The organism is Pseudomonas sp. NY15181 (genome assembly GCF_048068055.1).
GTDB lineage: Bacteria > Pseudomonadota > Gammaproteobacteria > Pseudomonadales > Pseudomonadaceae > Pseudomonas.
Window position 1 is genome coordinate 616,252 of the sequence record NZ_JBLUPT010000001.1, and the last position, 24,176, is coordinate 640,427.

The 24,176-nt window shown below is 65.4% G+C and carries 23 protein-coding genes; 14 read left to right on the top strand and 9 right to left on the bottom strand.

Going from position 1 to position 24,176, the window contains the following annotated elements; genetic code table 11:
• Positions 1–86: 86 nt before the first annotated feature.
• The 4 genes from ACNFBT_RS02895 (at position 87) to ACNFBT_RS02910 (ending at position 2,484) form a co-directional block, all read left to right on the top strand.
• Entirely contained in the window at positions 87–557 is a 471-nt protein-coding gene (locus tag ACNFBT_RS02895) for an MFS transporter (RefSeq protein ID WP_416746273.1), read from the top strand.
• A 66-nt stretch (positions 558–623) separates the two neighbouring features.
• The gene (locus ACNFBT_RS02900) at positions 624–1,070 is read left to right on the top strand and encodes an HIT family protein (protein ID WP_416746275.1); all 447 of its coding nucleotides are present in this window, start codon (positions 624–626) and stop codon (positions 1,068–1,070) included.
• A gap of 3 nt (positions 1,071–1,073) precedes the next feature.
• On the top strand, positions 1,074–1,847 hold the full coding sequence (locus tag ACNFBT_RS02905; RefSeq protein WP_416746277.1) for a class II glutamine amidotransferase: 774 nt from the start codon (positions 1,074–1,076) through the stop codon (positions 1,845–1,847).
• A gap of 112 nt (positions 1,848–1,959) precedes the next feature.
• Positions 1,960–2,484 carry a DUF2937 family protein gene (locus ACNFBT_RS02910; RefSeq protein ID WP_416746279.1) on the top strand — a complete coding sequence of 175 codons (525 nt, stop codon included), beginning with the start codon at positions 1,960–1,962 and terminating at the stop codon, positions 2,482–2,484.
• Positions 2,485–2,649: 165 nt separating this feature from the next.
• On the opposite strand, the gene aceK is transcribed toward ACNFBT_RS02910, so the two are convergent.
• Positions 2,650–4,386 carry a bifunctional isocitrate dehydrogenase kinase/phosphatase gene (gene aceK, locus ACNFBT_RS02915; protein ID WP_416746281.1) on the bottom strand — a complete coding sequence of 579 codons (1,737 nt, stop codon included), beginning with the start codon at positions 4,384–4,386 and terminating at the stop codon, positions 2,650–2,652.
• 163 nt (positions 4,387–4,549) lie between these two features.
• Here aceK and ACNFBT_RS02920 point away from each other — a divergent pair, with 163 nt between their 5' ends.
• A complete protein-coding gene (locus tag ACNFBT_RS02920) occupies positions 4,550–5,047 on the top strand; it encodes a GNAT family N-acetyltransferase (RefSeq protein ID WP_416746283.1) in 498 nt (165 codons plus the stop codon).
• An 85-nt stretch (positions 5,048–5,132) separates the two neighbouring features.
• Positions 5,133–6,044 (top strand): DMT family transporter, encoded by a 912-nt coding sequence (locus ACNFBT_RS02925; protein ID WP_416746284.1) that lies wholly within the window; start codon positions 5,133–5,135, stop codon positions 6,042–6,044.
• Between the two features lie 206 nt (positions 6,045–6,250).
• On the opposite strand, the gene ACNFBT_RS02930 is transcribed toward ACNFBT_RS02925, so the two are convergent.
• The 3 genes from ACNFBT_RS02930 to cysK all read right to left on the bottom strand — a co-directional run bounded on the left by ACNFBT_RS02930 (position 6,251) and on the right by cysK (position 9,878).
• Positions 6,251–7,153 carry a DMT family transporter gene (locus ACNFBT_RS02930; RefSeq protein ID WP_416746286.1) on the bottom strand — a complete coding sequence of 301 codons (903 nt, stop codon included), beginning with the start codon at positions 7,151–7,153 and terminating at the stop codon, positions 6,251–6,253.
• Positions 7,154–7,597: 444 nt separating this feature from the next.
• On the bottom strand, positions 7,598–8,692 hold the full coding sequence (locus ACNFBT_RS02935) for a polyamine ABC transporter substrate-binding protein (RefSeq protein WP_416746288.1): 1,095 nt from the start codon (positions 8,690–8,692) through the stop codon (positions 7,598–7,600).
• Positions 8,693–8,903: 211 nt separating this feature from the next.
• Entirely contained in the window at positions 8,904–9,878 is a 975-nt protein-coding gene (gene cysK, locus ACNFBT_RS02940; protein WP_416746290.1) for a cysteine synthase A, read from the bottom strand.
• A gap of 298 nt (positions 9,879–10,176) precedes the next feature.
• Here cysK and ACNFBT_RS02945 point away from each other — a divergent pair, with 298 nt between their 5' ends.
• The 4 genes from ACNFBT_RS02945 to ACNFBT_RS02960 all read left to right on the top strand — a co-directional run bounded on the left by ACNFBT_RS02945 (position 10,177) and on the right by ACNFBT_RS02960 (position 13,986).
• Positions 10,177–11,022, top strand: coding sequence for an AAA family ATPase (locus ACNFBT_RS02945; protein ID WP_015476360.1), 846 nt, complete (start codon positions 10,177–10,179; stop codon positions 11,020–11,022).
• A gap of 106 nt (positions 11,023–11,128) precedes the next feature.
• Positions 11,129–12,310: a vWA domain-containing protein gene (locus ACNFBT_RS02950; protein ID WP_416746293.1), complete on the top strand. Its 1,182-nt coding sequence runs from the start codon at positions 11,129–11,131 to the stop codon at positions 12,308–12,310.
• 352 nt (positions 12,311–12,662) lie between these two features.
• Positions 12,663–13,682 carry an AraC family transcriptional regulator ligand-binding domain-containing protein gene (locus ACNFBT_RS02955; RefSeq protein WP_416746295.1) on the top strand — a complete coding sequence of 340 codons (1,020 nt, stop codon included), beginning with the start codon at positions 12,663–12,665 and terminating at the stop codon, positions 13,680–13,682.
• A gap of 91 nt (positions 13,683–13,773) precedes the next feature.
• Positions 13,774–13,986 (top strand): DUF3079 domain-containing protein, encoded by a 213-nt coding sequence (locus ACNFBT_RS02960; RefSeq protein ID WP_416746297.1) that lies wholly within the window; start codon positions 13,774–13,776, stop codon positions 13,984–13,986.
• A 4-nt stretch (positions 13,987–13,990) separates the two neighbouring features.
• Here the strand turns inward: ACNFBT_RS02960 and ACNFBT_RS02965 are convergent, their stop codons facing one another.
• From ACNFBT_RS02965 to ACNFBT_RS02975, 3 genes are all read right to left on the bottom strand, one after another.
• Positions 13,991–14,386: a VOC family protein gene (locus tag ACNFBT_RS02965; RefSeq protein ID WP_416746299.1), complete on the bottom strand. Its 396-nt coding sequence runs from the start codon at positions 14,384–14,386 to the stop codon at positions 13,991–13,993.
• A gap of 91 nt (positions 14,387–14,477) precedes the next feature.
• Complete coding sequence (locus tag ACNFBT_RS02970; RefSeq protein WP_416746300.1) at positions 14,478–15,044, bottom strand: hypothetical protein; 567 nt, start codon at positions 15,042–15,044, stop codon at positions 14,478–14,480.
• Between the two features lie 155 nt (positions 15,045–15,199).
• Entirely contained in the window at positions 15,200–17,614 is a 2,415-nt protein-coding gene (locus ACNFBT_RS02975) for a DUF3772 domain-containing protein (protein WP_416746302.1), read from the bottom strand.
• Between the two features lie 254 nt (positions 17,615–17,868).
• On the opposite strand from ACNFBT_RS02975, the gene ACNFBT_RS02980 reads away from it, so the two are divergent.
• The 4 genes from ACNFBT_RS02980 to ACNFBT_RS02995 all read left to right on the top strand — a co-directional run bounded on the left by ACNFBT_RS02980 (position 17,869) and on the right by ACNFBT_RS02995 (position 21,495).
• A complete protein-coding gene (locus tag ACNFBT_RS02980; RefSeq protein WP_416746304.1) occupies positions 17,869–18,909 on the top strand; it encodes a histone deacetylase family protein in 1,041 nt (346 codons plus the stop codon).
• An 84-nt stretch (positions 18,910–18,993) separates the two neighbouring features.
• The gene (locus tag ACNFBT_RS02985) at positions 18,994–20,091 is read left to right on the top strand and encodes an extracellular solute-binding protein (protein ID WP_416746306.1); all 1,098 of its coding nucleotides are present in this window, start codon (positions 18,994–18,996) and stop codon (positions 20,089–20,091) included.
• Positions 20,092–20,262: 171 nt separating this feature from the next.
• A complete protein-coding gene (locus tag ACNFBT_RS02990) occupies positions 20,263–21,183 on the top strand; it encodes a DMT family transporter (RefSeq protein WP_416746308.1) in 921 nt (306 codons plus the stop codon).
• Positions 21,184–21,360: 177 nt separating this feature from the next.
• Positions 21,361–21,495: a PA1414 family protein gene (locus ACNFBT_RS02995; protein WP_275608141.1), complete on the top strand. Its 135-nt coding sequence runs from the start codon at positions 21,361–21,363 to the stop codon at positions 21,493–21,495.
• Between the two features lie 59 nt (positions 21,496–21,554).
• Here ACNFBT_RS02995 and ACNFBT_RS03000 read toward each other — a convergent pair whose 3' ends face one another.
• A complete protein-coding gene (locus tag ACNFBT_RS03000; RefSeq protein ID WP_416747186.1) occupies positions 21,555–22,220 on the bottom strand; it encodes an MBL fold metallo-hydrolase in 666 nt (221 codons plus the stop codon).
• Positions 22,221–22,463: 243 nt separating this feature from the next.
• Positions 22,464–24,065 carry a 5-guanidino-2-oxopentanoate decarboxylase gene (locus tag ACNFBT_RS03005; RefSeq protein ID WP_416746310.1) on the bottom strand — a complete coding sequence of 534 codons (1,602 nt, stop codon included), beginning with the start codon at positions 24,063–24,065 and terminating at the stop codon, positions 22,464–22,466.
• Positions 24,066–24,176: the final 111 nt, after the last annotated feature.

Consider the following 24,176-nt stretch of genomic DNA (forward strand, 5'->3'; position numbering starts at 1 on the left):
CGACGGCATGGATGACGCCCGGCTGCGCACCCATGGGGAAAAGCGGCTATCATAAGCCCCCCTCTGCCCCTATCGCACGTACGCGCATGAACGAACACGATTACCTGCTCGCCTGGGGCGCCTATCTCGGCGCTGGCCTCGGCCTGACTCTGGTCTGGTTCCTGATGACCGGCTGGATGTGGCGCTGGCTGCGCGAACCGCTGCGGGTGATTGTCATCGTCCTGCTGTTCACCCCGACCCCGGTGGACCCGGCGAACAATATGTACGCCCCGGCCATCGCCATCACCGCGCTGGACGTGGTGTTCAAGGTCGGTAACAACGCCTGGCGCGCGGTCTCGGACCTGGCGCTGGTGCTGCTGGCGGCGTTCGGTGTGTACCTGCTGTTCGTGCTGATCCGCTGGCCCATCGAGCGGGCGATGAAGAAACGTCGCAAGACGCCGGAGCCCGAAGACGAGCCCACCCTGCGCAAACTGATGCAGCCGGAGCTGATGCCCGACGTGGATACCCGCACCGACGAGCGCGGCGACCGCCGCATGCGCATCGAACCGCGTCTGTAGAATCGCGCCTTGCGTCCTGATCGACACGCGTCCAGCATGAGCTGAACGGCCTTTCGAGGAGTTCCCATGGACTGCGTGTTCTGCGCCATCGCGGCCGGTCGCGTGCCGGCCCATATGCTCTACGAAGACGACCAATTCATCGTGCTGCTGGATATCTACCCAGTCCGGCCCGCGCACCTGCTGGTGGTGACGAGGGAGCACGCGCAGTACCTGCACCAGCTCCCGGAAGAGGCGCAGGCGGGGTTGATGCCCCTGGCCGATCGCATGCAGCGCGCATTGCGCCGGGCCGGTTATGGCCGGCTCGGCATCAACCTGCTGGTCAACGACGGCCCCGCGGCCAACCAGCACGTAGCGCATTTTCACCTGCACCTGATTCCGCGTGAGTTGAACGATCTGCCGGCCATAGTGCTGCGCCTGTTCACGCGTTTCCTGCCGCTGGGGCGGCGCAGGATGCACAATCGCCTGGAACGCGAGCTTCATCAGCTGCGCGAGGCACTGTTGGAGGAGTACTGATTCATGTGCGAGTTGCTCGGCATGAGCGCCAACGTCCCGACGGACATCGTGTTCAGCTTTACCGGGCTGATGCAGCGTGGCGGCGGCACCGGCCCGCACCGTGACGGCTGGGGCATCGCGTTCTACGAGGGGCGTGGAGTGCGCCTGTTCCAGGATCCATCGGCGAGCATCGACTCGGAAGTGGCGCGCCTGGTACAGCGCTACCCGATCAAGAGCGAAACGGTAATCGGCCACATCCGCCAGGCCAACGTCGGTAAGGTCTGCCTGTCCAATACCCACCCCTTCGTGCGCGAGATGGGCGGGCGCTACTGGACCTTCGCCCACAACGGCCAGCTCGCCGATTTCCATCCCGAGCCGGGGCTGTATCGCCCGGTGGGCGACACCGACAGCGAGGCGGCCTTCTGCGACCTGCTCAACCGTGTGCGCCGCGCCTTCCCCGAGCCGGTACCGGTGGAAGTGCTGCTGCCCACGCTGGTCCGCGCCTGCGCGGCCTATCGCGAGCAGGGCGTGTTCAACTGCCTGCTCAGCGACGGCGACTGGCTGTTCACCTTCTGCAGCAGCAAGCTGGCCTGGATTACCCGCCGCGCGCCGTTCGGCCCGGCGCGCCTGAAGGATGCCGACCTGACCGTGGACTTCCAGTCCGAAACCACACCCGACGACGTGGTGACGGTGATCGCCACCGAGCCGCTGACTGATAACGAGAACTGGACCCTGATGCAGGGCGGCGAGTGGATGCTCTGGTGGCGCGGCGAAATCGTCGACCAGGGGCGCATCTGACGCGGCCCGCGCGCATCCGTGCGACGCAGGCCCGGACCCGGCGGGCGCCTTCGAGGAGAATCGACGGCGCTTTCGGGACGATTCCAATACGACAAGAACGAAGGGGGAGAACATGTTGCGCAGCTACATTCGCATGGTGCTGTTCGCACTGGGCCTGATGGTGGCGGTACAGGTGCCGGGCTTCATCAAGGACTACGGCCAGCGCATCGACGCCCATCGCATCGAGGCCGCCCAAGCGCTGCAAGGCTTCAAGGACACCTCCGGGCAGTTCTTCAAGGGCGACCTGAATGCGCTGGTGGCGCATTATCGCGGTAGCGCCGATCCCATATTCCAGCGCGACGCCGACAATATCGAGCACCTGCTGCGCCGCACCCAGCTGTTCGAGAACGAATGGAAAGCCCTGCAGGGTGGTTGGGCACAGCGCGCCTGGCACATGGTCACGGCGCCGAATGCCGAGCTGCTGCAGGAAACCTATGCGAACTACCGCTACCAGGTGGTGCTGGAGCCCGAGGCCATCGCCTGGGGCCTGGCCGGTGGTCTGCTGCTGGCGTGGATTGCCGAGGTGCTGATGGCATCGGTGGTGGCGCTGGTCGGCCTGGGCGACAACCGCCACGCCTCGCGCCGGCATTGGAGCTGATGGCTTTCCGTAGGAGCGGACTTCGTCCGCGATAGGTTCCGCTCTGTGGCGAATCGCGGACGGAGTCCGCTCCTACAGTCGCCGGAAACCGCGGTGCCTGCTCTTCGTAGGAGCGGATCTTATCCTCGAAGCTTTTGCTCTTTGTTGGGGCGTGAGTTGGCGCGGCTAACGTGCCAGCGCTTCTTCCGGCGATTCGTGCCGGCGGTAAGGGAACACGTCGATCACCTTGCCGGCGAGGATCTGTTCCTGCAAACCCTTCCAGTAATCGGCGTCGAACAGGTTGCCGTGCAGCTTGGCGAACAGCCGGCGCTGCTTCACGTCGACGAACAGGAAACGCGGGAATTCCTCCGGGAACACATCCATCGGCCCCACCGAGTACCAGGGCTCGGAGGACATCTCGTCCTCCTCGTAGCGCGGCGGCGGGATGTGACGGAAGTTCACCTCGGTCAGGTAGCTGATCTCGTCGTAGTCATAGAACACCACGCGGCCGTGGCGGGTGACGCCGAAGTTCTTCAGCAGCATGTCGCCGGGGAAGATGTTCGCCGCCGCCAGCTGCTTGATCGCCAGGCCGTAGTCGTACAGGGCCTCGTGAACCTGGGCCTCGGTAGCGTGCTCCAGGTAGAGGTTCAGCGGGGTCATGCGGCGCTCGGTCCAGCAGTGGCGGATCAGCACAACATCGCCTTCCAGCATTACGGTGGAGGGCGCCACGTCCAGCAGTTCGGCGAGGCAGTCCGGGTCGAACTTGCGTACCGGGAAACGGAAATCGGCGAACTGCTGGGTGTCGGCCAGACGGCCGACGCGGTCGTGGTTCTTCACCAGCTGGTACTTCTGGATCACCGTGGCGTGGTCCACGGTCTTGGCCGGGTTGAAGTTGTCCTTGATGATCTTGAACACCACGTTGAAGCCGGGCAGGGTGAACACGCTCATCACCATGCCGCGCACACCCGGCGCCATGACGAAGAGGTCGTCGGTGGTCGCCAGGTGGTTGATCAGCGCACGGTAGAACTCGCTCTTGCCCTGCTTGTAGAAGCCGATGGAGGTGTACAGCTCGGCGATGTGTTTGCCCGGCAGCAGGCGCTTGAGGAAGGCGACCATCTCCGCCGGCACCGGCGCGTCGACCATGAAGTAGGAGCGGGTGAAGGAGAAGATGATCGAGACTTCCGCCTCGTCGGTGATCACCGTGTCGAACTGGATGCCGCGTCCCTCGTGGTGCACCAGTGGGAACACCAGCGGCCACTGTTCTTCCGGAGTGAACAGCCGGCCCACCAGGTAGGCGCCCTTGTTGCGGTAGAACACTGAGCCGATCAGCTCGATGGTGAGGGTCGGGTCCTTGCATACCCAGTCCGGCAGGTTGGCGTGGAGCAAGTGCTCCATGCGCTCCAGGTCGCGCTCGCGGTCGTCGTAATCCACGGCGAAGCGGTAGTCGTCGAATATCTGCTCCAGGCTATGGCGCAGGTGGCCGCCGGGGCGGTACAGGCGGGTGTGCGGGTCGCGGGCGTGGGCGCGCAGGGACGGCCGGGTGGTGTGCACGAACATGGTGCCGTCGCTGATGTTGTCGTGGCTGAACAGGCCGCAGAAGATCGAGTTGAACCAGGTTTCCGCCAGCTCGTCGTCCAGGCGCGGGTCGATCAGGCTGATGTAGGCGCTCTTGGCGATGGGCCAGCGCTCCACGTCCACCAGGTCGATATGGGCCATGGCGCGGGTCAGACGCTCCACGGTTTCGGCGACCTTTTCCTCGTACAGGTTGATGCGCTCCGCCGAGGCCCGTTGCGCCTCCTGCCAGAGCGCCTGCTCGAAGCGCCCTGGCGCCCCGTCGGTGATCTGGTGGAAGCGTGCGCGGTAATCGTCGAAGCCTTCGAGGATCAGGGTCGCGATCTCGGTCGCCGGCCAGTGCTGAGCCATGGGAGCGCCTCTGCAGAGTCGTGGTGGAGCGAGCTTAGCCACGCGCAACGGGGAGCGAAAGGGCGAATTCGTACAGCTCGCGCCGGGGGAAGTTGCGTATGCTGGCTACCCGGTTCTGTCGATTAAGAGCCTCTGGTAAACGCCTTGGCAAGGAGCTGCCGCAATGGACGCCATCCGCATCGAACGCTGCACGGAGCAGCACATCAACGGCTTGACCGCCCTCTACAACGACCCCGCCGTGGCCCGTCAGGTGCTGCAGATGCCCTATCAGGCGCCGGAGCTGTGGCGCAAACGGCTGACCCAGGACAGCGAGCGCCAAGTGACCCTGGTGGCGCTGCATCAGGACGAAGTGGTCGGCAGCGCCAACCTGGAACAGTCCCCGCGCGTGCGTCGCAGCCATTGTGGCGCCATCGGCATGGGCGTGGCGGTCGCCTGGCAGGGACGCGGACTCGGGACACGGCTGCTGGCGGAACTGCTGGAAGTCGCTGACAACTGGATGAACCTGCGTCGTGTGGAGCTGATGGTCTACACCGACAACCAGCCGGCCATCGCGCTGTACCGCAAGTTCGGCTTCGAGGCGGAGGGCGAATTGCGAGACTATGCCTTCCGCGACGGCGTCTTCGCCGATGCGCTGAGCATGGCGCGCCTGCGCCGGAGCTGAACATGGAGTTTGAAAGTCAGCTGTGGATGGACGCGAGCCGCCAGCGGCGTAGTCTGGTGGCTCCCACACCAAGGAGCCGCCCGCGATGAGTCCCGCCGCACTCTTGAACCTGCTCGGGCTGGCCGCCATCTGGGGCGCCAGCTTCCTGTTCATGCGCCAGCTGGTGCCCGCCATCGGGGTGATGCCGACCGCATTCTTCCGCGTCTTCCTCTCCGCCGTAGGGCTGGTGGTGATCCTGCTGGCGCTGCGTACGCGTTGGGACTTCCGGGGCAAGTTTGGGCGCATCCTGCTGATCGGGGTGATCAGCTCGGGCATCCCGGTGTTGATGTACAGCCTGGCGGCGCGGGTATTGCCGGCGGGCTATTCGGCGATCTTCAACGCCACCACGCCGTTGATGGGCGTGTTGATCGGTTCGCTGTTCTTCGGTGAGTCGCTGACCGGCTCCAAGGCGCTGGGCGTGCTGCTCGGCCTTGCGGGCGTGGCGGTGCTGACCGGCGCCGGCCCGGTGCCGCTGGACGCCGCCGTGCTGTGGGGCGCCGCTGCCTGCCTGGTGGCGACCACCTGCTACGGCTTCGCCGGGTTCATCACCAAGCGCTGGATTAACGACCAGGGTGGCCTGGACTTCGGCGTGTCCGCCCTGGGCAGCCAGACCGGCGCAACGCTGTGCCTGCTGCCGTTCTTCCTCGGCACAAGTCTGGACATGCCGCTGGCGCCGCTGCTTGAGCCGAAGGTGGCGCTGGCGCTGGCCGGGTTGGGCTTCCTCTGCACCTCCTTCGCCTATGTCCTGTATTTCCGTCTGCTCGCCAGCATCGGCCCGCTGAAGACCATGACGGTGACCTTCCTCATCCCGCTGTTCGGTGTGCTCTGGGGCGCGATGTTGCTGGACGAGTCGTTGTCCTGGGCGCACTTGCAGGGCGGTTTGCTGATCGCCGTGGCGCTGTGGCTGGTGCTGAGGCCGGCGCCGTTGCCGAAGGTGGCGGTGGAAACGGCGGATTGAGGGGATACAGGAGGGATGCTCGTTGCCTGGTTAGGATGCCTATTTGAGCGTCCGTGCCTTGGGCATTCCCTCACCCTAACCCTCTCCCTGAGGGAGAGGGGACTGTCCTCTGCATCCGGTGAACTCCGAGTTTTCCCTTCACTCCGTACGGCCCCCTCTCCCCTTGGGAGAGGGCTGGGGTGAGGGAGCCGAGTTACAGAGGTCGATCAGCTATCCACGACCTGCGCAGCCTTCGAAGCCCGCGCCGGAGCCGGCTTGCGAAACACCAGCATCAACCCCGCCACGATCAATCCCATGCCCAGCAGGCCGAGGCTGGACAGGCGATTGCCGAACACCAGGTAATCCATCAGCGCCGTGACCGCCGGCACCAGGTAGAACAGGCTGGTGACGTTGACCAGATCACCGGCCGCGATCAGCCGATAGAGCAGCACGGTGGCCAGCACCGAGACCATCAGCCCCATCCACAGCGCACTGAGCAGGAACGCGGCATTCCATTCCACATTCAGCGGCTGGAACGGCGCTACGGCCAGGCACAGGGTCAGGCCTGCGATGTACTGCAAGGGCAGGGTGCCCAGCGGGTTCTCGCGGATGTTCTTCTGCAGGATCGAACCGCCGGTAATCGACAGCAACGCCAGCAGGCAGCAGGCCAGCCCGGCGAAGGTGAGGCCGGACAGCCCTATGCTCTGGTACACCACCATCACCAACCCGGCCAGCCCCAGCGCCAGGCCGCCCAGGCGGGTGGCCGAATGCCGACGTTCCAGCAGGAAGCTGGTGAGCATCGGCTGCACGCCGAGCACGGTGGCGATGACCCCGGGCGTGACGTGCTGGTCCAGCGCCAGCAGATAGAAGATCGGATAGACGCCGAGCATCACCAGGCCGGTCAGCACCGCCTGGCGTACCTGCCGACGTTCACGCGGCCAGCGCAGGCCGATCAGAGGCGAGAGGATCAGCAAGGCCACCAACGCGGTACCGAAGCGGGCGATGAGGAAGGCCATGGGCGAGGCGTGGGCCAGGCCCCACTTGCTGATGATGGCGGCGCTGCTCCACAGCAGCACGAAGAGCGAGGTACTGGCCAGGGCGGCCAGGGACGAACGATTGAATGAGGTCATGCCATTTACCTGTCGTCAGGCAGATCACGGCCGGCCTTCTGGCGGCCAGCCACAAACCGGACGCCGCGTCAGCTGAGCGCGGGAAACCGGGTGTTGGAGTACGCGTAATGCGTGGGCGTCAGCTGCTCACGCCGGGCGGCGGATAGGCCGCGCCGGGAGGCGGAGGCGACGCGATGGCGACGACAGGAGGGGGAGGGCAGGCCGCACCCATACCCGCGCCGCGGGCCGGGGAGGCTGCAGCGATGATTGCCGGAGTGGGCAACGGGTATCGGGACATTGACGGAAACCTGTATCAGTGAGACAGCGAAGCGCTGCGTGGACTGACTATAGCGGGCGAGAGGCCGCCAGGCGAGCCCTGCGGGAGTCGCGCGGCAAAGCGCGACTCCCGCGACAGAAACGACAACGCGCGGCAGGGGCCGCGCGTTGCAGGGGCAAGGTTGAGGCTTACTTGCCGGTCTTGATGGTGTTCCAGATGCGGGTGCGCAGACGGTCGATCTTCTGCGGCATGGACTCCAGGGCGAACAGCTTGGCCATCTTGTCCTGCGGCGGGTAGATCGCCGGGTCGGCCTTGATCGCCGCGTCCACCAGCGGATCGGCGGCCAGGTTGCCGTTGGCGTAGTGCACCGAGTTGCTGACGCCAGCCATCACTTCCGGACGCAGCAGGTAGTTCATGAAGGCGTAGCCGGCCTTCTCGTCGGGAGCGTCGGCCGGCATGGCGACCATGTCGAACCACAGCGGCGAGCCTTCCTTCGGAGTGGAGTACTGGATTTCCACGCCGTTCTTGGCTTCCTTGGCGCGGGTGGCGGCCTGCAGGATGTCGCCGGAGAAGCCCACCACCATGCAGATTTCGCCGTTGGCCAGGTCGCTGACGTACTTGGAGGAGTGGAAGTAGCGGATGTACGGACGCACTTTGATCAGCGCGGCCTCGGCCTGCTTGTAGTCCTCCTGCTTCTGGCTGTGGTGCGGCAGGCCCAGGTAGTTCAGGGTGATCGGCAGCAGCTCCGGACCGTTGTCCAGCACTGCTACGCCGCACTTGGCCAGCTTCTCCATGTACTCGGGCTTGAAGAAGATGTCCCAGGAATCGACCGGCGCGTTGTCGCCCAGCGCTTCCTTGATCTTCGCCGGGTTGTAGCCGATGCCGGTGGTGCCCCACAGGTAGGGGAAACCGTGCTCGTTGCCCGGGTCGTTCACTTCCAGCGCCTTCATCAGCACCGGGTTGAGGTTCTTCCAGTTCGGCAGTTGGCTCTTGTCCAGCTTCTTCAGTGCGCCGGCCTGGATCTGCTTGGCCATGAAGTGGTTGGAGGGGAAGACGACGTCGTAGCCGGACTTGCCGGTCATCAGCTTGCCGTCGAGGGTCTCGTTGCTGTCGTAGACGTCATAGGTCGCCTGGATGCCAGTCTCTTTCGTGAAGTTCGGCACGGTTTCCGGGGCGATGTATTCGGACCAGTTGTAGATCTTCACGGTGTCGGCCTGGGTGGCGCCTGCGGACACGGTGAGGGAAAGCGCGAGGGTGGAGAGCAACGGGGAGGAAATTTTCATTCTTGTGTTCCTGACGGCGGTGCGGGATGCCCGGCGCCGTCCGCTCAGGCGGCCGGCAAGCTGTGACGGGCTGCGCAAGAATTAACCGTTTTGCCGGAACATGGCGAGAGGCGGTGGCTGCTTGCGGGTCCGCAGACAGCCACGCGTGACTCGGGTCGCACCGCGTCGGAACGAGCGGTGGGAAACCGCCCCGGGGCGGGGCGGAGGGGTCTTACTGGACCAGGTCCTGCTCGTCGAACAGACCGTCGAACAGCATGCTCGACAGGTAGCGCTCGCCCGAATCCGGCAGGATGACCACGATGGTCTTGCCCTGCATGTTCGGCTCTTCGGCCAGCTTCACCGCGGCAGCCATGGCGGCGCCGCTGGAGATGCCGCAGAGGATGCCTTCTTCCTGCATCAGGCGCAGGGCCATGGCCTTGGCGTCGTCGTCGGCGATGGTCGCGACGCGGTCCACCAGCGACAGGTCGAGGTTCTTCGGCACGAAGCCGGCGCCGATGCCCTGGATCTTGTGCGGGCTGGGTTTGACTTCCTCACCGGCCAGGGTCTGGCTGATCACCGGCGAGCTGACCGGCTCCACGGCCACCGAGAGGATCGGCTTGCCCTTGGTGTTCTTGATGAAGCGCGACACGCCGGTGATGGTGCCGCCGGTGCCGACGCCGGCCACCAGCACATCCACCGCGCCATCGGTGTCGTTCCAGATTTCCGGGCCGGTGGTCTTCTCGTGGATCGCGGGGTTGGCCGGGTTGTCAAACTGCGCCGGCATGAAGTACCTGGCCGGGTCGCCGGCGACGATTTCCTCGGCCTTGGCGATGGCCCCCTTCATGCCCTTGGCCGGCTCGGTCAGCACCAGTTCGGCACCCAGGGCCTTGAGCACCTTGCGGCGTTCCAGGCTCATGGAGGAGGGCATGGTCAGCACCAGCTTGTAGCCACGGGCGGCGGCGACGAAGGCCAGGCCGATACCGGTGTTACCGGAGGTCGGCTCGACGATGGTCATGCCCGACTTGAGGCGGCCGCTCGACTCGGCATCCCAGATCATGTTGGCGCCAATCCGGCACTTCACCGAATAGCCGGGATTGCGCCCTTCGATCTTGGCCAGGATGGTGACTCCGCGCGGTGCGATGCGATTGATCTGGACCAGCGGCGTGTTGCCGATGGACTGCGCGTTGTCTGCGTAAATGCGGCTCATGGGGAGAGAGTCCTTGTCGCTCTTGAGTAGACCCGAAAGCCTATTCCCCGCCCGTCTCCGAGTCCAGACGCAGAACCGGCGGAAAGATCGGTCGCCACAGCACCTGGGACGGGCCTCAATGAGTGTCCGGGAGGCGGGGCTAGTGAGAAATGGTCGGCCGCGCGGTGACCGGGCATTCAGTGACTGAATGCCCGTCCTGCGTTCACAGTCGAGCGCCATGCGCGTTATAGTCGCAGTCTCCCTAACGCACCTCTCCGCCCGGGTCAGACCCCGGCCGCTACCGTTCGAGGATTTCCCGATGAAGTTCGAAGGCACTCAGTCCTACGTCGCCACCGACGACCTCAAGCTCGCGGTCAACGCCGCCATCACCCTGCAGCGTCCGCTGCTGGTGAAGGGTGAGCCGGGCACCGGCAAGACCATGCTGGCCGAGCAGCTGGCGGAGTCCTTCGGCGCCAAGCTGATCACCTGGCACATCAAGTCCACCACCAAGGCCCACCAGGGCCTGTACGAGTACGACGCGGTCAGCCGCCTGCGCGACTCGCAGCTGGGCGTGGACAAGGTCCACGACGTGCGCAACTACATCAAGAAGGGCAAGCTCTGGGAGGCCTTCGAGGCCGAAGAGCGCGTGATCCTGCTGATCGACGAGATCGACAAGGCCGACATCGAGTTCCCCAACGACCTGCTGCAGGAACTCGACAAGATGGAGTTCTTCGTTTACGAGACCAACGAGACCATCAAGGCGAAGCAGCGCCCGATCATCATCATCACTTCGAACAACGAGAAGGAGCTGCCGGACGCCTTCCTGCGCCGCTGCTTCTTCCACTACATCGCCTTCCCCGACCGCGAGACCCTGCAGAAGATCGTCGACGTGCACTACCCGAAGATCAGCGGCACGCTGGTCAGCGAGGCACTGGACATCTTCTTCGACGTGCGCAAGGTACCGGGCCTGAAGAAGAAGCCTTCCACCTCCGAACTGGTGGACTGGCTGAAGCTGCTGATGGCCGACAACATCGGCGAGGCCGTGCTGCGCGAGCGCGACCCGACCAAGGCCATCCCGCCGCTGGCCGGCGCGCTGGTGAAGAACGAGCAGGACGTTCAACTCCTTGAACGCCTTGCCTTCATGAGCCGTCGCGCCAGTCGCTGATACATCACCGCTTTTGTAGGAGCGAGCTTGCTCGCGAACCGGGTCGAAGAGCTTCGCGAGCAAGCTCGCTCCTACGAAGACACCTGCTTCATGAGAGGGTGCAGCCATGCTGCTCAACCTGTTCAACGAAATGCGCGCGGCCAAGGTGCCGGTGTCGGTGCGCGAGCTGCTCGACCTGATCGATGCGCTCAAGCACCGCGTCGTGTTCGCCGACATGGACGAGTTCTATTACCTCGCCCGCACCATCATGGTGAAGGACGAACGCCATTTCGATAAGTTCGACCGGGCCTTCGGCGCCTACTTCAAGGGCCTGGAAAAGCTCGACGACCACCTCAAGGCGCTGATCCCCGAAGAGTGGCTGCGCAAGGAATTCGAGCGCCTGCTGACCGACGAGGAGCGCGCGCAGATCCAGTCCCTGGGTGGCCTGGACAAGCTCATCGAGGAGTTCAAGAAGCGTCTCGAAGAGCAAAAGGAACGCCACGCCGGCGGCAACAAGTGGATCGGCACCGGCGGCACCAGCCCGTTCGGCTCCGGCGGCTTCAACCCCGAGGGCATCCGCGTCGGCGACGCCGGCAAGCGCCAGGGCAAGGCGGCCAAGGTCTGGGACCAGCGCGAGTACAAGAACCTCGACGACCAGGTCGAGCTGGGCACCCGCAACATCAAGATCGCCCTGCGCCGACTGCGCAAGTTTGCCCGCGAGGGCGCGGCGGAAGAGCTGGATATCGACGGCACCATCGACCACACCGCCAAGGATGCCGGGCTGCTCAACATCCAGATGCGCCCGGAGCGGCGCAACACCGTGAAGCTCCTGTTGCTGCTGGATATCGGCGGCTCAATGGACGCCCACGTGAAGGTCTGCGAGGAACTGTTCTCGGCCTGCAAGACCGAGTTCAAGCATCTCGAATACTTCTACTTCCACAACTTCATCTACGAGTCTGTGTGGAAGAACAACCTGCGTCGCGGCAGCGAGCGCACCGCCACCTTCGACCTGCTGCACAAGTACGGGCCGGACTACAAGGTGGTGTTCGTCGGCGACGCCGCCATGGCGCCCTACGAGATAACCCAGGCCGGCGGCAGCGTCGAGCACTGGAACGAGGAAGCCGGCTACGTCTGGATGCAGCGCTTCATGGAGAAGTACAAGAAGCTCATCTGGATCAACCCGTACCCCAAGGACACCTGGAACTACACCGCTTCCACGGGCCTCGTGCGCGAACTGGTGAAGGAGCAGATGTTCCCGCTGACCCTGAGCGGCCTGGAAGAAGGTATGCGGTTCCTCTCCCGCGGTTGAGAACCTATTTACGATCTGCTGCGCGTCGGCATAACTGCGTTGAAATAGGTCTCGGGATGCTCATTTACTGCGTGTAAACTCCGCTCCCGACCCCAATTGCGCCTTGTTCTGCTCTAGCTCGCGAGATCGTAAACAGGTTCTGCGTGCCAGGACGGTGCACACGCGCCGTCCCGGTGTCCGTAAAGGTAACCTTCCAGCGGGGCGCCAAGCGCCCCGCTTTGCGTCGAAGCCCCTGTCGTGTGGGGATCGATCCGGCCATGTCGAGTGGCCGGCACGTAACTTGCCTGCCCTTGCGCTGCACCCGCCTCGGTAACACCGACGGGCGGGCCATCGCGTCTACCCTGGGCATGACATGACACCGCTGACCTTCTCCCGCTCCACCTGGCTCAACTCCCTGCACATGACCTCGCTGACCGTCGCGCTGATGGAGTCGGAGGGGCACAGCCGCGAGTCGATCCTCGAAGGCAGCGGCATCACCGGCGACGACCTGCTCGACCTGCGCCGGCTGGTCAGCCCCTGGCAGGAACAGCAGGTGTTCGCCAACGTGCAGAACCTCGCCGGCGAAGCCGCGCTGGGCCTGCGCCTGGGTGTGCGCACGCGGATCACCGCCTACGGCCTGCTGGGCTACGCGCTGCTTTCCGCGCCGACCCTGGGCGAAGCGCTGCGCATCGGCCTGAGCTACCCGGTGCTGCTGGGTACCTATTTCCACCTGGCGCTGGAAGTGGAAGGCGACATGGCCTGGCTGGTCGCCACCGGTTACGGCGAGACGGAGTCGATGCGGCCGTTCAACACCGAGCTGTGCCTGGGTTCGCTGAAGGTGGCCTGCGCCGACCTGCTTGGCCAGCCACTGCCGCTGGTGCGTGCCGAGTTCGACTATGAAGGCCCGGAGGACCGCCGCGCCGCCTACGCCACCCTGTTCGGCTGCCAACTGGGCTTCGGGTGCAAACGCAGCGCCATCGGCTTCCCCGCCTCCTGGCTGGACATGCGCCTACCGCTGGCCGACGCCGTGACCCACCGCGAGATGCTGGAGCAGTGCCGCCGCCAGAACATCGACCTGGCCGCCCGCCGCGCCTGGCTGGACAAGGTCCGCGCGATCCTCGGCGAACGCCTGCAGGAACCGCCGGGCCTGGAAGAACTGGCGCGCCGCCTCAACTGCTCGTCACGCAGCCTGCGCCGCCACCTGCAACAACAGCAGACCAGCTACCAGCAACTGCTCGACGAACTGCGCTTCGCCCGCGCCAAGGAACTGCTGCAGGACGGCGACATGCCGATCTACCGCATCGCCGAGGAGCTTGGCTTCAGCGAAACCGCCAGCCTGCGCCATGCCTTCCAGCGCTGGAGCGGCCAGCCGCCTAGCCACTTCCGCGCCTGAAAATCCCTGTGGTATTGCCGCAGGTCATGGTGCCGGCTCGCCGCAGGCATAGCCTTCAGGAGTCCCACAAGGAAACCCTGAGGGCCTGACCATGGCCAAGAAATTCCCCCTCAATCCGCCGCACCCCGAACGCATCTGCTGGGGCTGCGACCGCTATTGTCCGGCCACCAACCTGGCCTGCGGCAACGGCGCGGACCGCACCATGCACCCGGCCGAAATGCTCGGCGAGGATTGGTACCAGTTCGGCGACTGGAATATCGAGGTGCCGGAGAAGATCGCCGTGCAGCTGGAGCCTTCCAGCTAGCGTTTCACGCCGTGCCGTCCTGGCGGGCATAACTGACGGTGAGGATTTCCCACTGGTGGCCGTCCGGCTCGTTCCAGTAGAGGATGCGTCCGCCGTTATCCGTGTCGACCTGATGATCCACCGGTCCGTGTACTCGGCTGCGCCAGGCAATGCCGGCGTCGCGCAGGCGCGCGAGGATCGCGTCGAAATCCGCTTCGCTGACCCGGAAGCAGAAGTGCAGGCGGGGGAAGGGCTCTTCCCACTGGTCGAAGTCCAGGGTCAGTCCTGAATTGACGAACACCGGCACGAAGGGGCCGACGCCTTCACGCGCCCAGGGTACGTCCAGTAGTTCCGCGAGTTGCTGCGCCGCGGCCAGCTTGTTGGCGGCGGGTACCAGCAGGTGATCCAGCTCGACACTCATGGTTGCCTCCATCACGGATGCCCATGGGCAGAGTCTAGGTCCCTGCAAAGCCCGCATCCGGCCCTCGGTCGGACCGGATGCGACTGTCGGATCAGCCCTTGGCCGGGGTGATTCCGTAGATCTTCTGGAACTTGCTGATCAGGGCGACCGGCTTGGATTCTTCCTTTTGCATCAGGTAGACCACGCGCTCGCCGTTGGGGCCGCTGGCGATCTCGGTGTGTCGGAAGATCGGCTCGCCCAGGCCGTTCATGTCGACCATGTCGCCGTAGCGCTGGGCCACGTAGATCACGCCATCCTTGCGGATTTCGCCGTAGAAGCCGGCTGCCGGCGGCAGGCTCTGCTTGTAGAACTGATAGGAGGCGATCTTCTTCGCGTCCTTGTCCTTGTCTTCGGCGCGTACGACCAGGACCACGTTCTGGCCGAACTTGTCCTTCTCGCCCACTTCCTTGGTGTAGGTGGTCTTGCCGGTCACCAGGTAGTCGCGGTAGACGGTGGCGTCGTCGAACAGGTAGAGGGTTTCGTCGGTGCGCACGAGGTACCAGTCATCGTTGTTCGGGGTGACTTCCTTGCTGGCAACCGGCGGCTGCATGGCGCAGGCACCCAGGCCGGCGACGAGCAGGGCGATGGATGCGGCTTTGTACACTTTGTTGTTGAACATTGGTTTACCTCCCCAGGTTGAAAGCCAGGGAGTTTCGCCAGCGTTTGTAACGAAGTGATGACGGGTGGATGAACGATTTGTGCGCGGCGGAGCTGGCTGAGCCCGGCTCCCTGTAAGACCTTGCACAGGCATGACCGCCGTGCTCTGGTCGCGGCTTATTCATCGCTCTTCTGCGGCGGCTCCGGGGCCGGCAGTGGCTGCCGCAATATCAGACTCTGCGGCGAGGACAGCGGGATGCCCAGCTCGCGCAGGCGCCCGAGGATGGTGAACAGCAGGTCACTGCGCGTGGTCGTGACTGAACGTGGGCTGTTCACGTAGCCAGATACCCCCAGGGTCAGCCCGCTGGCGTCGAGCTCCTTGAAGGTCACCGAGGTGGCCGGCGTGGCGGTGATCGATTCATGCTCGGCAAAGGCCGCCAGCAGCACCTCGCGGACCTTCAGCACGTCGGTATCCAGCGGCAGCGTCAGGCTGATGCTGACCACCCCCAGCGCGTTGCTCATGGTCACGTTGCGCACGTTCTGCGAGATGAACTGCGAGTTGGGGACGATCACCGTGGACTGGTCGGACATCTGGATCTCCGTGGCGCGCACGTTTATCCGCCGGATATCGCCTTCCACCCCGCCGGTCAGACTGACCCAGTCGCCAACCTTCACCGGGCGCTCGGTGAGCAGGATCAGGCCGGAGATGAAGTTCTGCACGATGGCCTGCAGGCCGAAACCGATGCCCACCGACAGGGCGCTGACCACCCAGGTCAGGCTGGTGAGATTGATGCGCAGGGCCGAGAGCACCAGCAGCACCAGGATGACCATGCCGAGGTAGCCGACCAGGGTCACCAGCGAGGCGCGCATGCCCACGTCCATGCTGGTTTCCGGCAGCAGTTCGTCGGCCAGCCAGCGCTTGAGCAGGCGCAGGCCGAACAGGCCACCGGCGAGCGTCGCCAGGGCCAGCAGGATGTCCTGTGGGACGATGTTCAGGCGGCCCAGCGACTGGCCGCTTTTCACCAGTTGCACCAGGCCCTGCAGCAGTTCGCCCGGACTGGTGCCGGTGGTGGAGAAGGCCACCAGCAGGGTCGACAGCACCAGCAGGGTGCGGCCCGAACCGGTCAGCAGGGTGGTGAATTGCGCCTGATGCTGCGGGTTGACCCCGAGGTTCTGCGCCAGGCGTTCGCCGATCGGGTGCCTGGGCGACAGCAGGGCTTCGCAGAGGTCGCCGAACAGCGCGGTCAGCAGATAGCCGCTGGCGCAGATCACGCTGGCCCAGAGCAGCTTGCCGGCGAGGAAATAGGCCAGCGAGAGGTAACCGCTGAACAGGGCGAGCAGGATCAGCAGCACCGTGAGCAGGATCGCCGTCACCATCACGCCGGTGAGCGGAGAGCTTTCGTAGTCCGTTTCGCGGCTACTGCGACGGTAGCCATACAGTGCGGCGGCGAACAGCACTGCCGTGGCCAGCGCGGTGATGCCGTTGACCGCGGCGGTCAGGGCGAGACTGGCGCCGCTGGCGCTGTTCAGGCGCTCCTGGGTGCCGAGCAGCAGGAGCAGCCAGGCCATCAGCCAGGGGAAGGGCGACAGGGCATTGGCCACCGGATCGGGCAGGTCGGGCAGGCGCCAGGTCGGGCGCTGCACGGCCAGCAGGCCACGGCCGAGACCGGCGGTGAAGGTGCAGAAGACCACCAGGGAGAGCAGCTGGTCCGCCAGGTTGGACATGTTGCCGTCGAGCTGTTCGTGCCAGTCCAGGCCTTCGCGGATCAGCGCGGCGCCGCCGCCCAGGGTGAGGATGGTCGCCAGGCTCACCGACAGGGCCAGGGCGCTGCGCCGCAGGCGGCCGACGGGAATCCAGCGGATCATCGCCTTGGTCAGCAACCGTTCCAGCAGGCGCCGTCCTGGCACCCAGAGCAGCACGGCGGTGATCAGGCAGACGATGAAGGGCGCGCGGTTCCCAGGCTGCCAGGCCTGGGCGAGGCTGCCGGCAACCTGGCGGTGGACGGCGTCCAGGCGCGCCAGGTCGTCGTCGGTAGGGCGGATAAGGTTGGACCAGAAACGCGGACTGAAGGGCGGCGGAGAGCGTGTGGCAATCTGCGAGTTGAGCTGGCTGCGGCGCAGGTTGACGATCTGCGCGGCGAGGTCCTGGGCGGCGTTGTCCACCTGGTTGATGCGCTGTACCTGATTGGCCAGCTGTTTCTGCTCCACCTGCAGATCGTTGCGCTGGCGGGTGAGGTTGTCCGCTTCGCCGGTGACTTCCGGACCGAGCACCTTGAGCTGGTCCTCGGTGCGGGCGAGGCGGGTGCCCAGGGCGGTCGCGCTTTGCTCCGCGTGCAGCTGGACCTGCAGCGCGGCCTGGCGCAGGGCCGCCAGCAGGCTGTCGTCGCTGTCGGCGGAAACGCGCTGGCGAATCAGCTCCAGACGCTCGCTCAACTGGTCCAGGCTCGCGTCGTCGGGGAGGTCCGGCAGCTCGAAGGCGGAGGCCGGCGGCGCCGTGCTCGCTTCGCCCGCCAGCGCGGCGGTGGCGCCGGCCAGCGACAACATCAGTGCCAACAGGGCATGACAGCATGCCCGTGCGATGGTTTTACGCATCTTCCCCCCGTCCGTTGGTCATGGCGTGGTACCGGGGGTAGGCCGGTTCCCGCCGTGGCAATTCCCTGAAGCATAGCGAGGCGGGGTGCCCCGGGGGAGGGTTTCGTGGTGAACTGGCGGTGGATACGGTTAGTTAAGGGTCACAAATTCTGGCCATATCGATCCCCTTTTGGCCGCTCACGCTGTTCTGCGCGGTGCCCAGGCTGGGCAGAATCCTGCCAACCGAGAACAAGAATCCTGCGAGGTCTACTCCCATGCTCACGGTCTACAGCGACGATCACCGCCTGCACTTCGGCCAGTCCGAACTGGTCGACGGCAAACTCCAGCCCTGCTTCGAAATGCCCAGCCGCGCGGACACCGTGCTGGCCCGCGTGAAGTCGCAGAACCTCGGCGAGGTCATCGCGCCGAAGGACTTCGGCCTCGAGCCGATCCTGCGTACCCACAACACCCGCTACGTCGAATTCCTCAAGGGCGCATGGGCCCGCTGGGCGGCCGAAGGCCACACCGGCGACCTGGTTTCCACCACCTTCCCGGGCCGCCGCCTGCGCCGTGACGGCCCGATCCCCACCGCGCTGATGGGCGAGCTGGGTCACTACAGCTTCGATACCGAGGCGCCGATCACTGCCGGCACCTGGCAGGCCATCTACAGCTCGGCCCAGGTCGCGCTGACCGCCCAGGACCACATGCGCCAGGGCGCCAACATGGCCTTCGGCCTGTGCCGTCCGCCGGGTCACCATGCCGGCAGCGACTTCATGGGCGGCTACTGCTTCCTGAACAACGCCGCCATCGTCAGCCAGGCCTTCCTCGACCAGGGCGCCAAGCGCGTGGCCATCCTCGACGTGGACTACCACCACGGCAACGGCACCCAGGACATCTTCTACCGCCGCAACGACGTGCTGTTCGCCTCGATCCACGGCGATCCGCTGGTGGAGTACCCGTACTTCCTCGGCCACGCCGACGAGCACGGCGAAGGTGCCGGTGAAGGCTACAACCACAACTACCCGCTGGCCCACGGCACTGGCTGGGACGGCTGGTCCGCCGCGCTGGAAGACGCCTGCCGCAAGATCGCCGCCTATGCGCCGGACGCGGTGGTGGTCTCGCTGGGTGTGGATACCTACAAGGATGACCCGATCTCCCAGTTCAAGCTGGACAGCCCGGACTACCTGCGCATGGGCGAGCGCATCGCCGCCCTGGGCATCCCGACCCTGTTCATCATGGAAGGCGGTTACGCGGTCGAGGCCATCGGCGTCAACGCGGTGAACGTGCTGCAAGGCTTCGAGGCCCGCGCACGTTGACAGACACAATCGGGCGGACGAGAGTCCGCCCGATTGCATTTGGGCTCGCGAACCTTTGCGCGGGCGCATCACCAGGGGAAGGACATGAACAAGAATAACGCGCTGCGCGGCCTGTTCGCCGCCTCCGCCCTCGCCACTGCCTGCGCCGCCAGCGCCGGGCCCGAAGTACGCATCTACAACTGGTTCGACTACATCGGCCCGGACACCCTGAAGGGCTTCCAGGCCGACACCGGCATCAAGCCGCAGTACGACGTCTACGACAGCAACGAAGTGCTGGAGGCCAAGCTGCTCTCCGGTCATTCGGGCTATGACGTGGTGGTGCCCAGCGACGGCTTTTTGCCCAACTACCTGAAGGCCGGCGTGTTCCAGCCGCTGGACAAGAGCAAGCTGCCGAACTGGAAGAACCTCAACCCCGCGCTGCTCAAAGTGCTGGAGAGCAAGGACCCGGGTAACCAGTACGTGATGCCCTACATGTGGGGCACCAATGGCATCGCCTACAACGTCGACAAGGTCAGGGCCGTGCTCGGCGACAACGCGCCGGTGGACTCCTGGGACCTGGTATTCAAGCCGGAGAACCTGGCCAAGCTGAAGTCCTGCGGCGTGGCCTTCCTCGACTCGCCCACCGAGGTGATCCCGCAGGTCCTGCACTACCTGGGCCTGTCGCCCAACAGCCGCAATCCCGAGGACTACAAGAAGGCCGAGGCGCTGCTGATGCAGCTGCGCCCGAACATCACCTACTTCAGCTCCTCGAAGTTCGTCACCGACCTCGCCAACGGCGATGTCTGCGTGGCGCTGGCCTGGTCCGGCGGCGCGATGCAGGCGGCCAACCGCGCCAAGGAAGCCAAGAACGGCATCAGGATCGAGTACCGCATTCCCAAGGAAGGCGCGGCGGCCTGGTTCGACGTGCTGGCGATTCCGAAGGACTCGAAGAACGTCGAGCAGGCCCATGCCTTCCTCAACTACCTGCTGCGCCCGGAAGTGGTGGCGCCGATCTCCGACTACGTGGCCTACGCCAACCCCAACCAGGAAGCGGACCAGCTGATCTCGGCGGAGCTGCGCGACAACCCCAACGTCTACCCGACCGCCGAGGTGCAGGCCCGCCTGTATTCGGTGGAGCCGCTGCCGCAGAAGCTTGAGCGCATCCGCACCCGTACCTGGAGTCAGGTGAAGTCGGGCAAGTGATGTCGTTCGCGGCTGGCTGGACAGCGGGTTTCCGTTGGCAGTGAGCTGCCTGGAACTGGAATAATCGGCGGACTTTAATTTTCGCCGATTATTCCAGGACGTTCCTTTCTCACTGACGAGCCTTGCCATGCACAGTCCGACTGCCGACCGCGCCGCCAACCGGAGGCGCCCATGATTCCCGAACGCAAGAACGCCGATGCGTTCGCCATCCAGACGATGACCGGCCTGTGCGTGATTTGGGGCATCCAGCAGGTTGCGGTGAAGCTGGCGGCGCCGGACATCGCTCCGATCATGCAGGCCTTCGGGCGCAACGCGATCGCCGCCGTGCTGCTGGCGTTGCTGATGTGCTGGCGCGGCGGCTGGGAAGGCCTGCGCCAGGGCACCCTCAAGGGCGGCCTGCTGGCCGGGGTGCTGTGCGCCGCGGAGTTCTTCTTCATCGCCCAGGGGCTGGTCTACACCTCCGCCTCGCACATGGCGGTGTTCCTCTACACGGCGCCAATCTTCTCCGCGCTGGCCCTGCATTTCCTGCTGCCCAGCGAGCGTCTGCGGCGCTTGCAGTGGCTGGGCATCGCGGTGTGCTTCGGGGGCATCCTGCTGTGCTTCGGTGGCGGTTTCGATCTCGCCGGGATGGACAGCCGCATGCTGCTGGGCGACGCCCTGGGCGTGCTCGCCGGGCTGTCCTGGGGCATGACCACGGTGGCGGTGCGTACCACGCGCCTGTCCGAGGCGCCGCCGAGCCTGACGCTGTTCTACCAGATGTTCGCCGCCGCCTTGCTGCTGCCGCTTACCGCGCTGGCGCTGGGCAAGACCCACGAGGTCAGTTTCACCGCTATGAGCGTGGGCAGTGTGCTGTTCCAGGGCATCGTAGTGTCGTTCTTCAGCTACTTCTGCTGGTTCTGGCTGCTGCGCCGTTACCTGGCGTCAAATCTGTCGGTGTTTTCCTTCATGACGCCGATGTTCGGCATCGCCTTCGGCGTGCTGATCCTGGGCGAGCCGTTGAGCCTGAACTTCGTCGGTGGTGCGGTGCTGGTGCTGGCCGGCATCACCCTGGTCAGCAGCGAGCAGTGGATACGCAGCAAGCTGCGTCGATGAGCGGCCGATGTGTCGCGCTGTTGATTCAGGTCAGGCGCCGGACCGCCCGTAACCGATAGGCTTTGTATCAAGGAATGAGTAGCGCGGGCGGAGAGTGGGACGCCGAGCTATTCTTTCCCAGGGCGGCCCATGGTGGTAACGGGCCGCCCGACCCGAATTGGAATGAGGAGGCATCCCATGAAAGTCTGGCTGCAAGGCATCGCGTGGAAACTGGCTGTCACGCTCGGACTGATCGAGCCTCCACGTTTGCAACCCATCCCCATCCGCAGCGACGAGCAGCGTCGCCTGATGGAGCAGCGCCGGCGCTACTGATTGCGCCTGGCCCTACCTGAAAAGAAAAACCCGCCTCATGGCGGGTTTTTTCTTGCCCGTCATTCGTGGGCCTTGAACCAGTCGTCGATCATCGACTTCAGGCGCTCCCCGGAGAAACTCGGGAAGTGCCCGCCGTGCACGGTGCGCACCGGCAACTCGCGCAGGCGCGCGAGGCTTTTCGCATAGTCGTCGAGGTTGGAGTGGTAGGCATCCTCGATCAGCGGGCCGTCGTAGATGATGTCGCCGGAGAACAGCGTCTGCGTCTTCTCTTCCCACAGGCTGATGCCGCCCGGCGAATGACCGGGGGTATGCAGCACCTGCAGCGTGCGATCGCCCAGGTCGAGCACATCGCCTTCATCGATGGTGCGGGTGGCCGGCGCGGACTTGACCCGGTATTCGGCGTAGCACAGCGGGCAGTCGGGATGGGCGTCGAACATCTCGTCGCCGACGAAGGCGGTGGCCAGGGTACGTTCGCCGTCGGGGCTGGCGAGGATGTCGGCTTCCGCCGGGTGCACCAGGCGCTCGTCGAACTCGTGGTGGCCGGCGATATGGTCGAAATGGGTGTGGCTGGCGACTGCCAGCAGCGGGCGGTCGGTGAGCCAGGGCAGTTGTTCGCGCAGGCTGACCAGGCCGGAGCCGCTATCCACCAGCACGTCGCGGTCGCGGCCCTGAATGTGCCACATGTTGCAACGGTAGAAGGGGCGGACGTAGGGCTCGTGGATCAGGCTGACGCCGTCTTAGCAGTGGCGGACTTCGAACCAGCGGTCGCGGGTGACGATTTTCATGGTGTGCGCCTTGTCGAGCTGAGCGTAGGGCGTACAACCGTTGGCGGTTGTACGCCGATACACCGTGTCATTCATTGGCACCAAGGCCAAGCTCGGAGTGCTTGGTGCTCTTGGTAGGAGCGAGCTTGCTCGCGAACAATCCCGAGCTGGGCGGTTCGCGAGCAAGCTCGCTCCTACAGGGGGTTACGGCGCGAAGGGCGCCGCTTCCATCACTTCCACGATCAGTGGGCGGTCGCTCGGGGCGTTGCGCAGTAGTTCCTGCAGGTGCGCGTGGTCGCGGGCGCGCTCGGCGGCGCAGCCGAAGCCCTTGGCGATGGCGAGGAAGTCCGGGGTGTAGATGTCCACGCCCAGCGGGGTGATGTCGCGGCGTTCCATGTAGCGCTTGATCTCGCCGTAGCCGTAGTTGTTCCACAGCAGGACGATGATGCCCACCTTGGCTTCCACGGCGCTGGCCAGTTCGGTCATGGTGAACTGCAGGCCGCCGTCGCCCATCAGGCTGATGACCGGGCGGCCCGGTTCGCCGAGCTTGGCGCCGATGGCCGCCGGCAGGCCGTAGCCCAGGGTGCCGTAGCCGGTGGAGGCGTTGAACCAGCGGCGGCCGCCGTCCAGTTCCACCAGGTGGTTGCCGCTGTAGACGGTCTGGGTGGAGTCGCCGACGAAACGGGCATCGGGCAGGACTTCGAGGATCTTGCCGAACAGCTCGCGGTAGTGCGCCCAGCCGCTGAAGTCTTCGGCCAGTTGCGCACGCACCTTGGCCGCGCGCTGGGCGCCGGGGCTGCCTGCGTCGGCTTCACGGGCCGGCAGCAGTTCGAGCAGGGCGCGCATGGCGGTGCGGGCGTCGCTGTGGATGGCGATGCTCGGGGTGTAGTTGCGCATCAGCTGCTGCGGGTCGATGTCGATGCGGATCAGCTCGCCGCCGATCTTGAAGTTGCCGTCGAACACCACGTCGTAGTCGGTCTCGCCCAACTCGGTGCCGATGGCCAGGACCACATCAGCCTGCTCGGCCAGCTCGCGAACAGGAATCAGCGACTGGTTGCTGCCGATCAGCAGCGGGTGCTCGGGCTGCAGCAGGCCCTTGGCGTTGATGGTCTGTGCGGTCGGCGCGTCCAGGGCGATGGCCAGGGCGCGGGCTTCGGCCTGGGCTTCGACGCAGCCGCCGCCGAGCAGCAGAAGCGGGTTCTTCGCCTTGGCCAGCTTGGCGGCGGCCTCGTGCAGCGGCGAGCGCGCCGGGGCAGGGCGGGCCAGCTGTACGCGCGGGCGCACCTGCATGTGGTCGGCCGGGGCGGTGATGATGTCCAGCGGCAGCTCGATGTGTACCGGGCGCGGACGTTCGCTGTCGAACACAGCGAAGGCGCGGGCCAGCACCGCCGGCAGTTCATCGACGCTCATAAGGGTATGGCTGAAGGCGCTGACGCCGGCAACCATGGCGCGCTGGTTCGGCAGCTCGTGCAGGTAGCCGTTGCCGTGGGCCAGGCGCGAGCGCTCGTTGACGCTGGAGATCACCAGCATGGGGATGGAGTCGGCGTACGCCTGGCCCATGGCGGTGAGGATGTTGGTCATGCCCGGGCCGGTGATGATGAAGCACACGCCCGGCTTGCCGGTGACGCGGGCGTAGCCGTCGGCCATGAAGCCGGCACCCTGTTCGTGGCGCGGGGTGATGTGGCGGATGTCGCTGTGGGGTAGGCCACGGTACAGCTCGACGGTGTGTACGCCGGGGATGCCGAAGACGGTGTCGACGCCCCAGGCTTCGAGTTGCTTGACGAGGAATTCGCCGCAGGTGGTCATGGCAGTTCCTTAGAGTTCGTGGGTGAGGTCATGGTGATCATGCAAAGTGCTCATCATGCAAAAGGGCGCGGAGATCATCTCGCCGCGCCCTCTTGCCTAGCGCAAGTCTTG

What these genes read in the sequence shown, in the direction of transcription:
- ACNFBT_RS02895 (WP_416746273.1), top strand. Translation starts at nt 87, where the DNA reads ATGAACGAACACGATTACCTGCTCGCCTGGGGCGCCTATCTCGGCGCT.
- ACNFBT_RS02900 (WP_416746275.1), top strand. Translation starts at nt 624, where the DNA reads ATGGACTGCGTGTTCTGCGCCATCGCGGCCGGTCGCGTGCCGGCCCAT.
- ACNFBT_RS02905 (WP_416746277.1), top strand. Translation starts at nt 1,074, where the DNA reads ATGTGCGAGTTGCTCGGCATGAGCGCCAACGTCCCGACGGACATCGTG.
- ACNFBT_RS02910 (WP_416746279.1), top strand. Translation starts at nt 1,960, where the DNA reads ATGTTGCGCAGCTACATTCGCATGGTGCTGTTCGCACTGGGCCTGATG.
- aceK (WP_416746281.1), bottom strand. Translation starts at nt 4,386, where the DNA reads ATGGCTCAGCACTGGCCGGCGACCGAGATCGCGACCCTGATCCTCGAA.
- ACNFBT_RS02920 (WP_416746283.1), top strand. Translation starts at nt 4,550, where the DNA reads ATGGACGCCATCCGCATCGAACGCTGCACGGAGCAGCACATCAACGGC.
- ACNFBT_RS02925 (WP_416746284.1), top strand. Translation starts at nt 5,133, where the DNA reads ATGAGTCCCGCCGCACTCTTGAACCTGCTCGGGCTGGCCGCCATCTGG.
- ACNFBT_RS02930 (WP_416746286.1), bottom strand. Translation starts at nt 7,153, where the DNA reads ATGACCTCATTCAATCGTTCGTCCCTGGCCGCCCTGGCCAGTACCTCG.
- ACNFBT_RS02935 (WP_416746288.1), bottom strand. Translation starts at nt 8,692, where the DNA reads ATGAAAATTTCCTCCCCGTTGCTCTCCACCCTCGCGCTTTCCCTCACC.
- cysK (WP_416746290.1), bottom strand. Translation starts at nt 9,878, where the DNA reads ATGAGCCGCATTTACGCAGACAACGCGCAGTCCATCGGCAACACGCCG.
- ACNFBT_RS02945 (WP_015476360.1), top strand. Translation starts at nt 10,177, where the DNA reads ATGAAGTTCGAAGGCACTCAGTCCTACGTCGCCACCGACGACCTCAAG.
- ACNFBT_RS02950 (WP_416746293.1), top strand. Translation starts at nt 11,129, where the DNA reads ATGCTGCTCAACCTGTTCAACGAAATGCGCGCGGCCAAGGTGCCGGTG.
- ACNFBT_RS02955 (WP_416746295.1), top strand. Translation starts at nt 12,663, where the DNA reads ATGACACCGCTGACCTTCTCCCGCTCCACCTGGCTCAACTCCCTGCAC.
- ACNFBT_RS02960 (WP_416746297.1), top strand. Translation starts at nt 13,774, where the DNA reads ATGGCCAAGAAATTCCCCCTCAATCCGCCGCACCCCGAACGCATCTGC.
- ACNFBT_RS02965 (WP_416746299.1), bottom strand. Translation starts at nt 14,386, where the DNA reads ATGAGTGTCGAGCTGGATCACCTGCTGGTACCCGCCGCCAACAAGCTG.
- ACNFBT_RS02970 (WP_416746300.1), bottom strand. Translation starts at nt 15,044, where the DNA reads ATGTTCAACAACAAAGTGTACAAAGCCGCATCCATCGCCCTGCTCGTC.
- ACNFBT_RS02975 (WP_416746302.1), bottom strand. Translation starts at nt 17,614, where the DNA reads ATGCGTAAAACCATCGCACGGGCATGCTGTCATGCCCTGTTGGCACTG.
- ACNFBT_RS02980 (WP_416746304.1), top strand. Translation starts at nt 17,869, where the DNA reads ATGCTCACGGTCTACAGCGACGATCACCGCCTGCACTTCGGCCAGTCC.
- ACNFBT_RS02985 (WP_416746306.1), top strand. Translation starts at nt 18,994, where the DNA reads ATGAACAAGAATAACGCGCTGCGCGGCCTGTTCGCCGCCTCCGCCCTC.
- ACNFBT_RS02990 (WP_416746308.1), top strand. Translation starts at nt 20,263, where the DNA reads ATGATTCCCGAACGCAAGAACGCCGATGCGTTCGCCATCCAGACGATG.
- ACNFBT_RS02995 (WP_275608141.1), top strand. Translation starts at nt 21,361, where the DNA reads ATGAAAGTCTGGCTGCAAGGCATCGCGTGGAAACTGGCTGTCACGCTC.
- ACNFBT_RS03005 (WP_416746310.1), bottom strand. Translation starts at nt 24,065, where the DNA reads ATGACCACCTGCGGCGAATTCCTCGTCAAGCAACTCGAAGCCTGGGGC.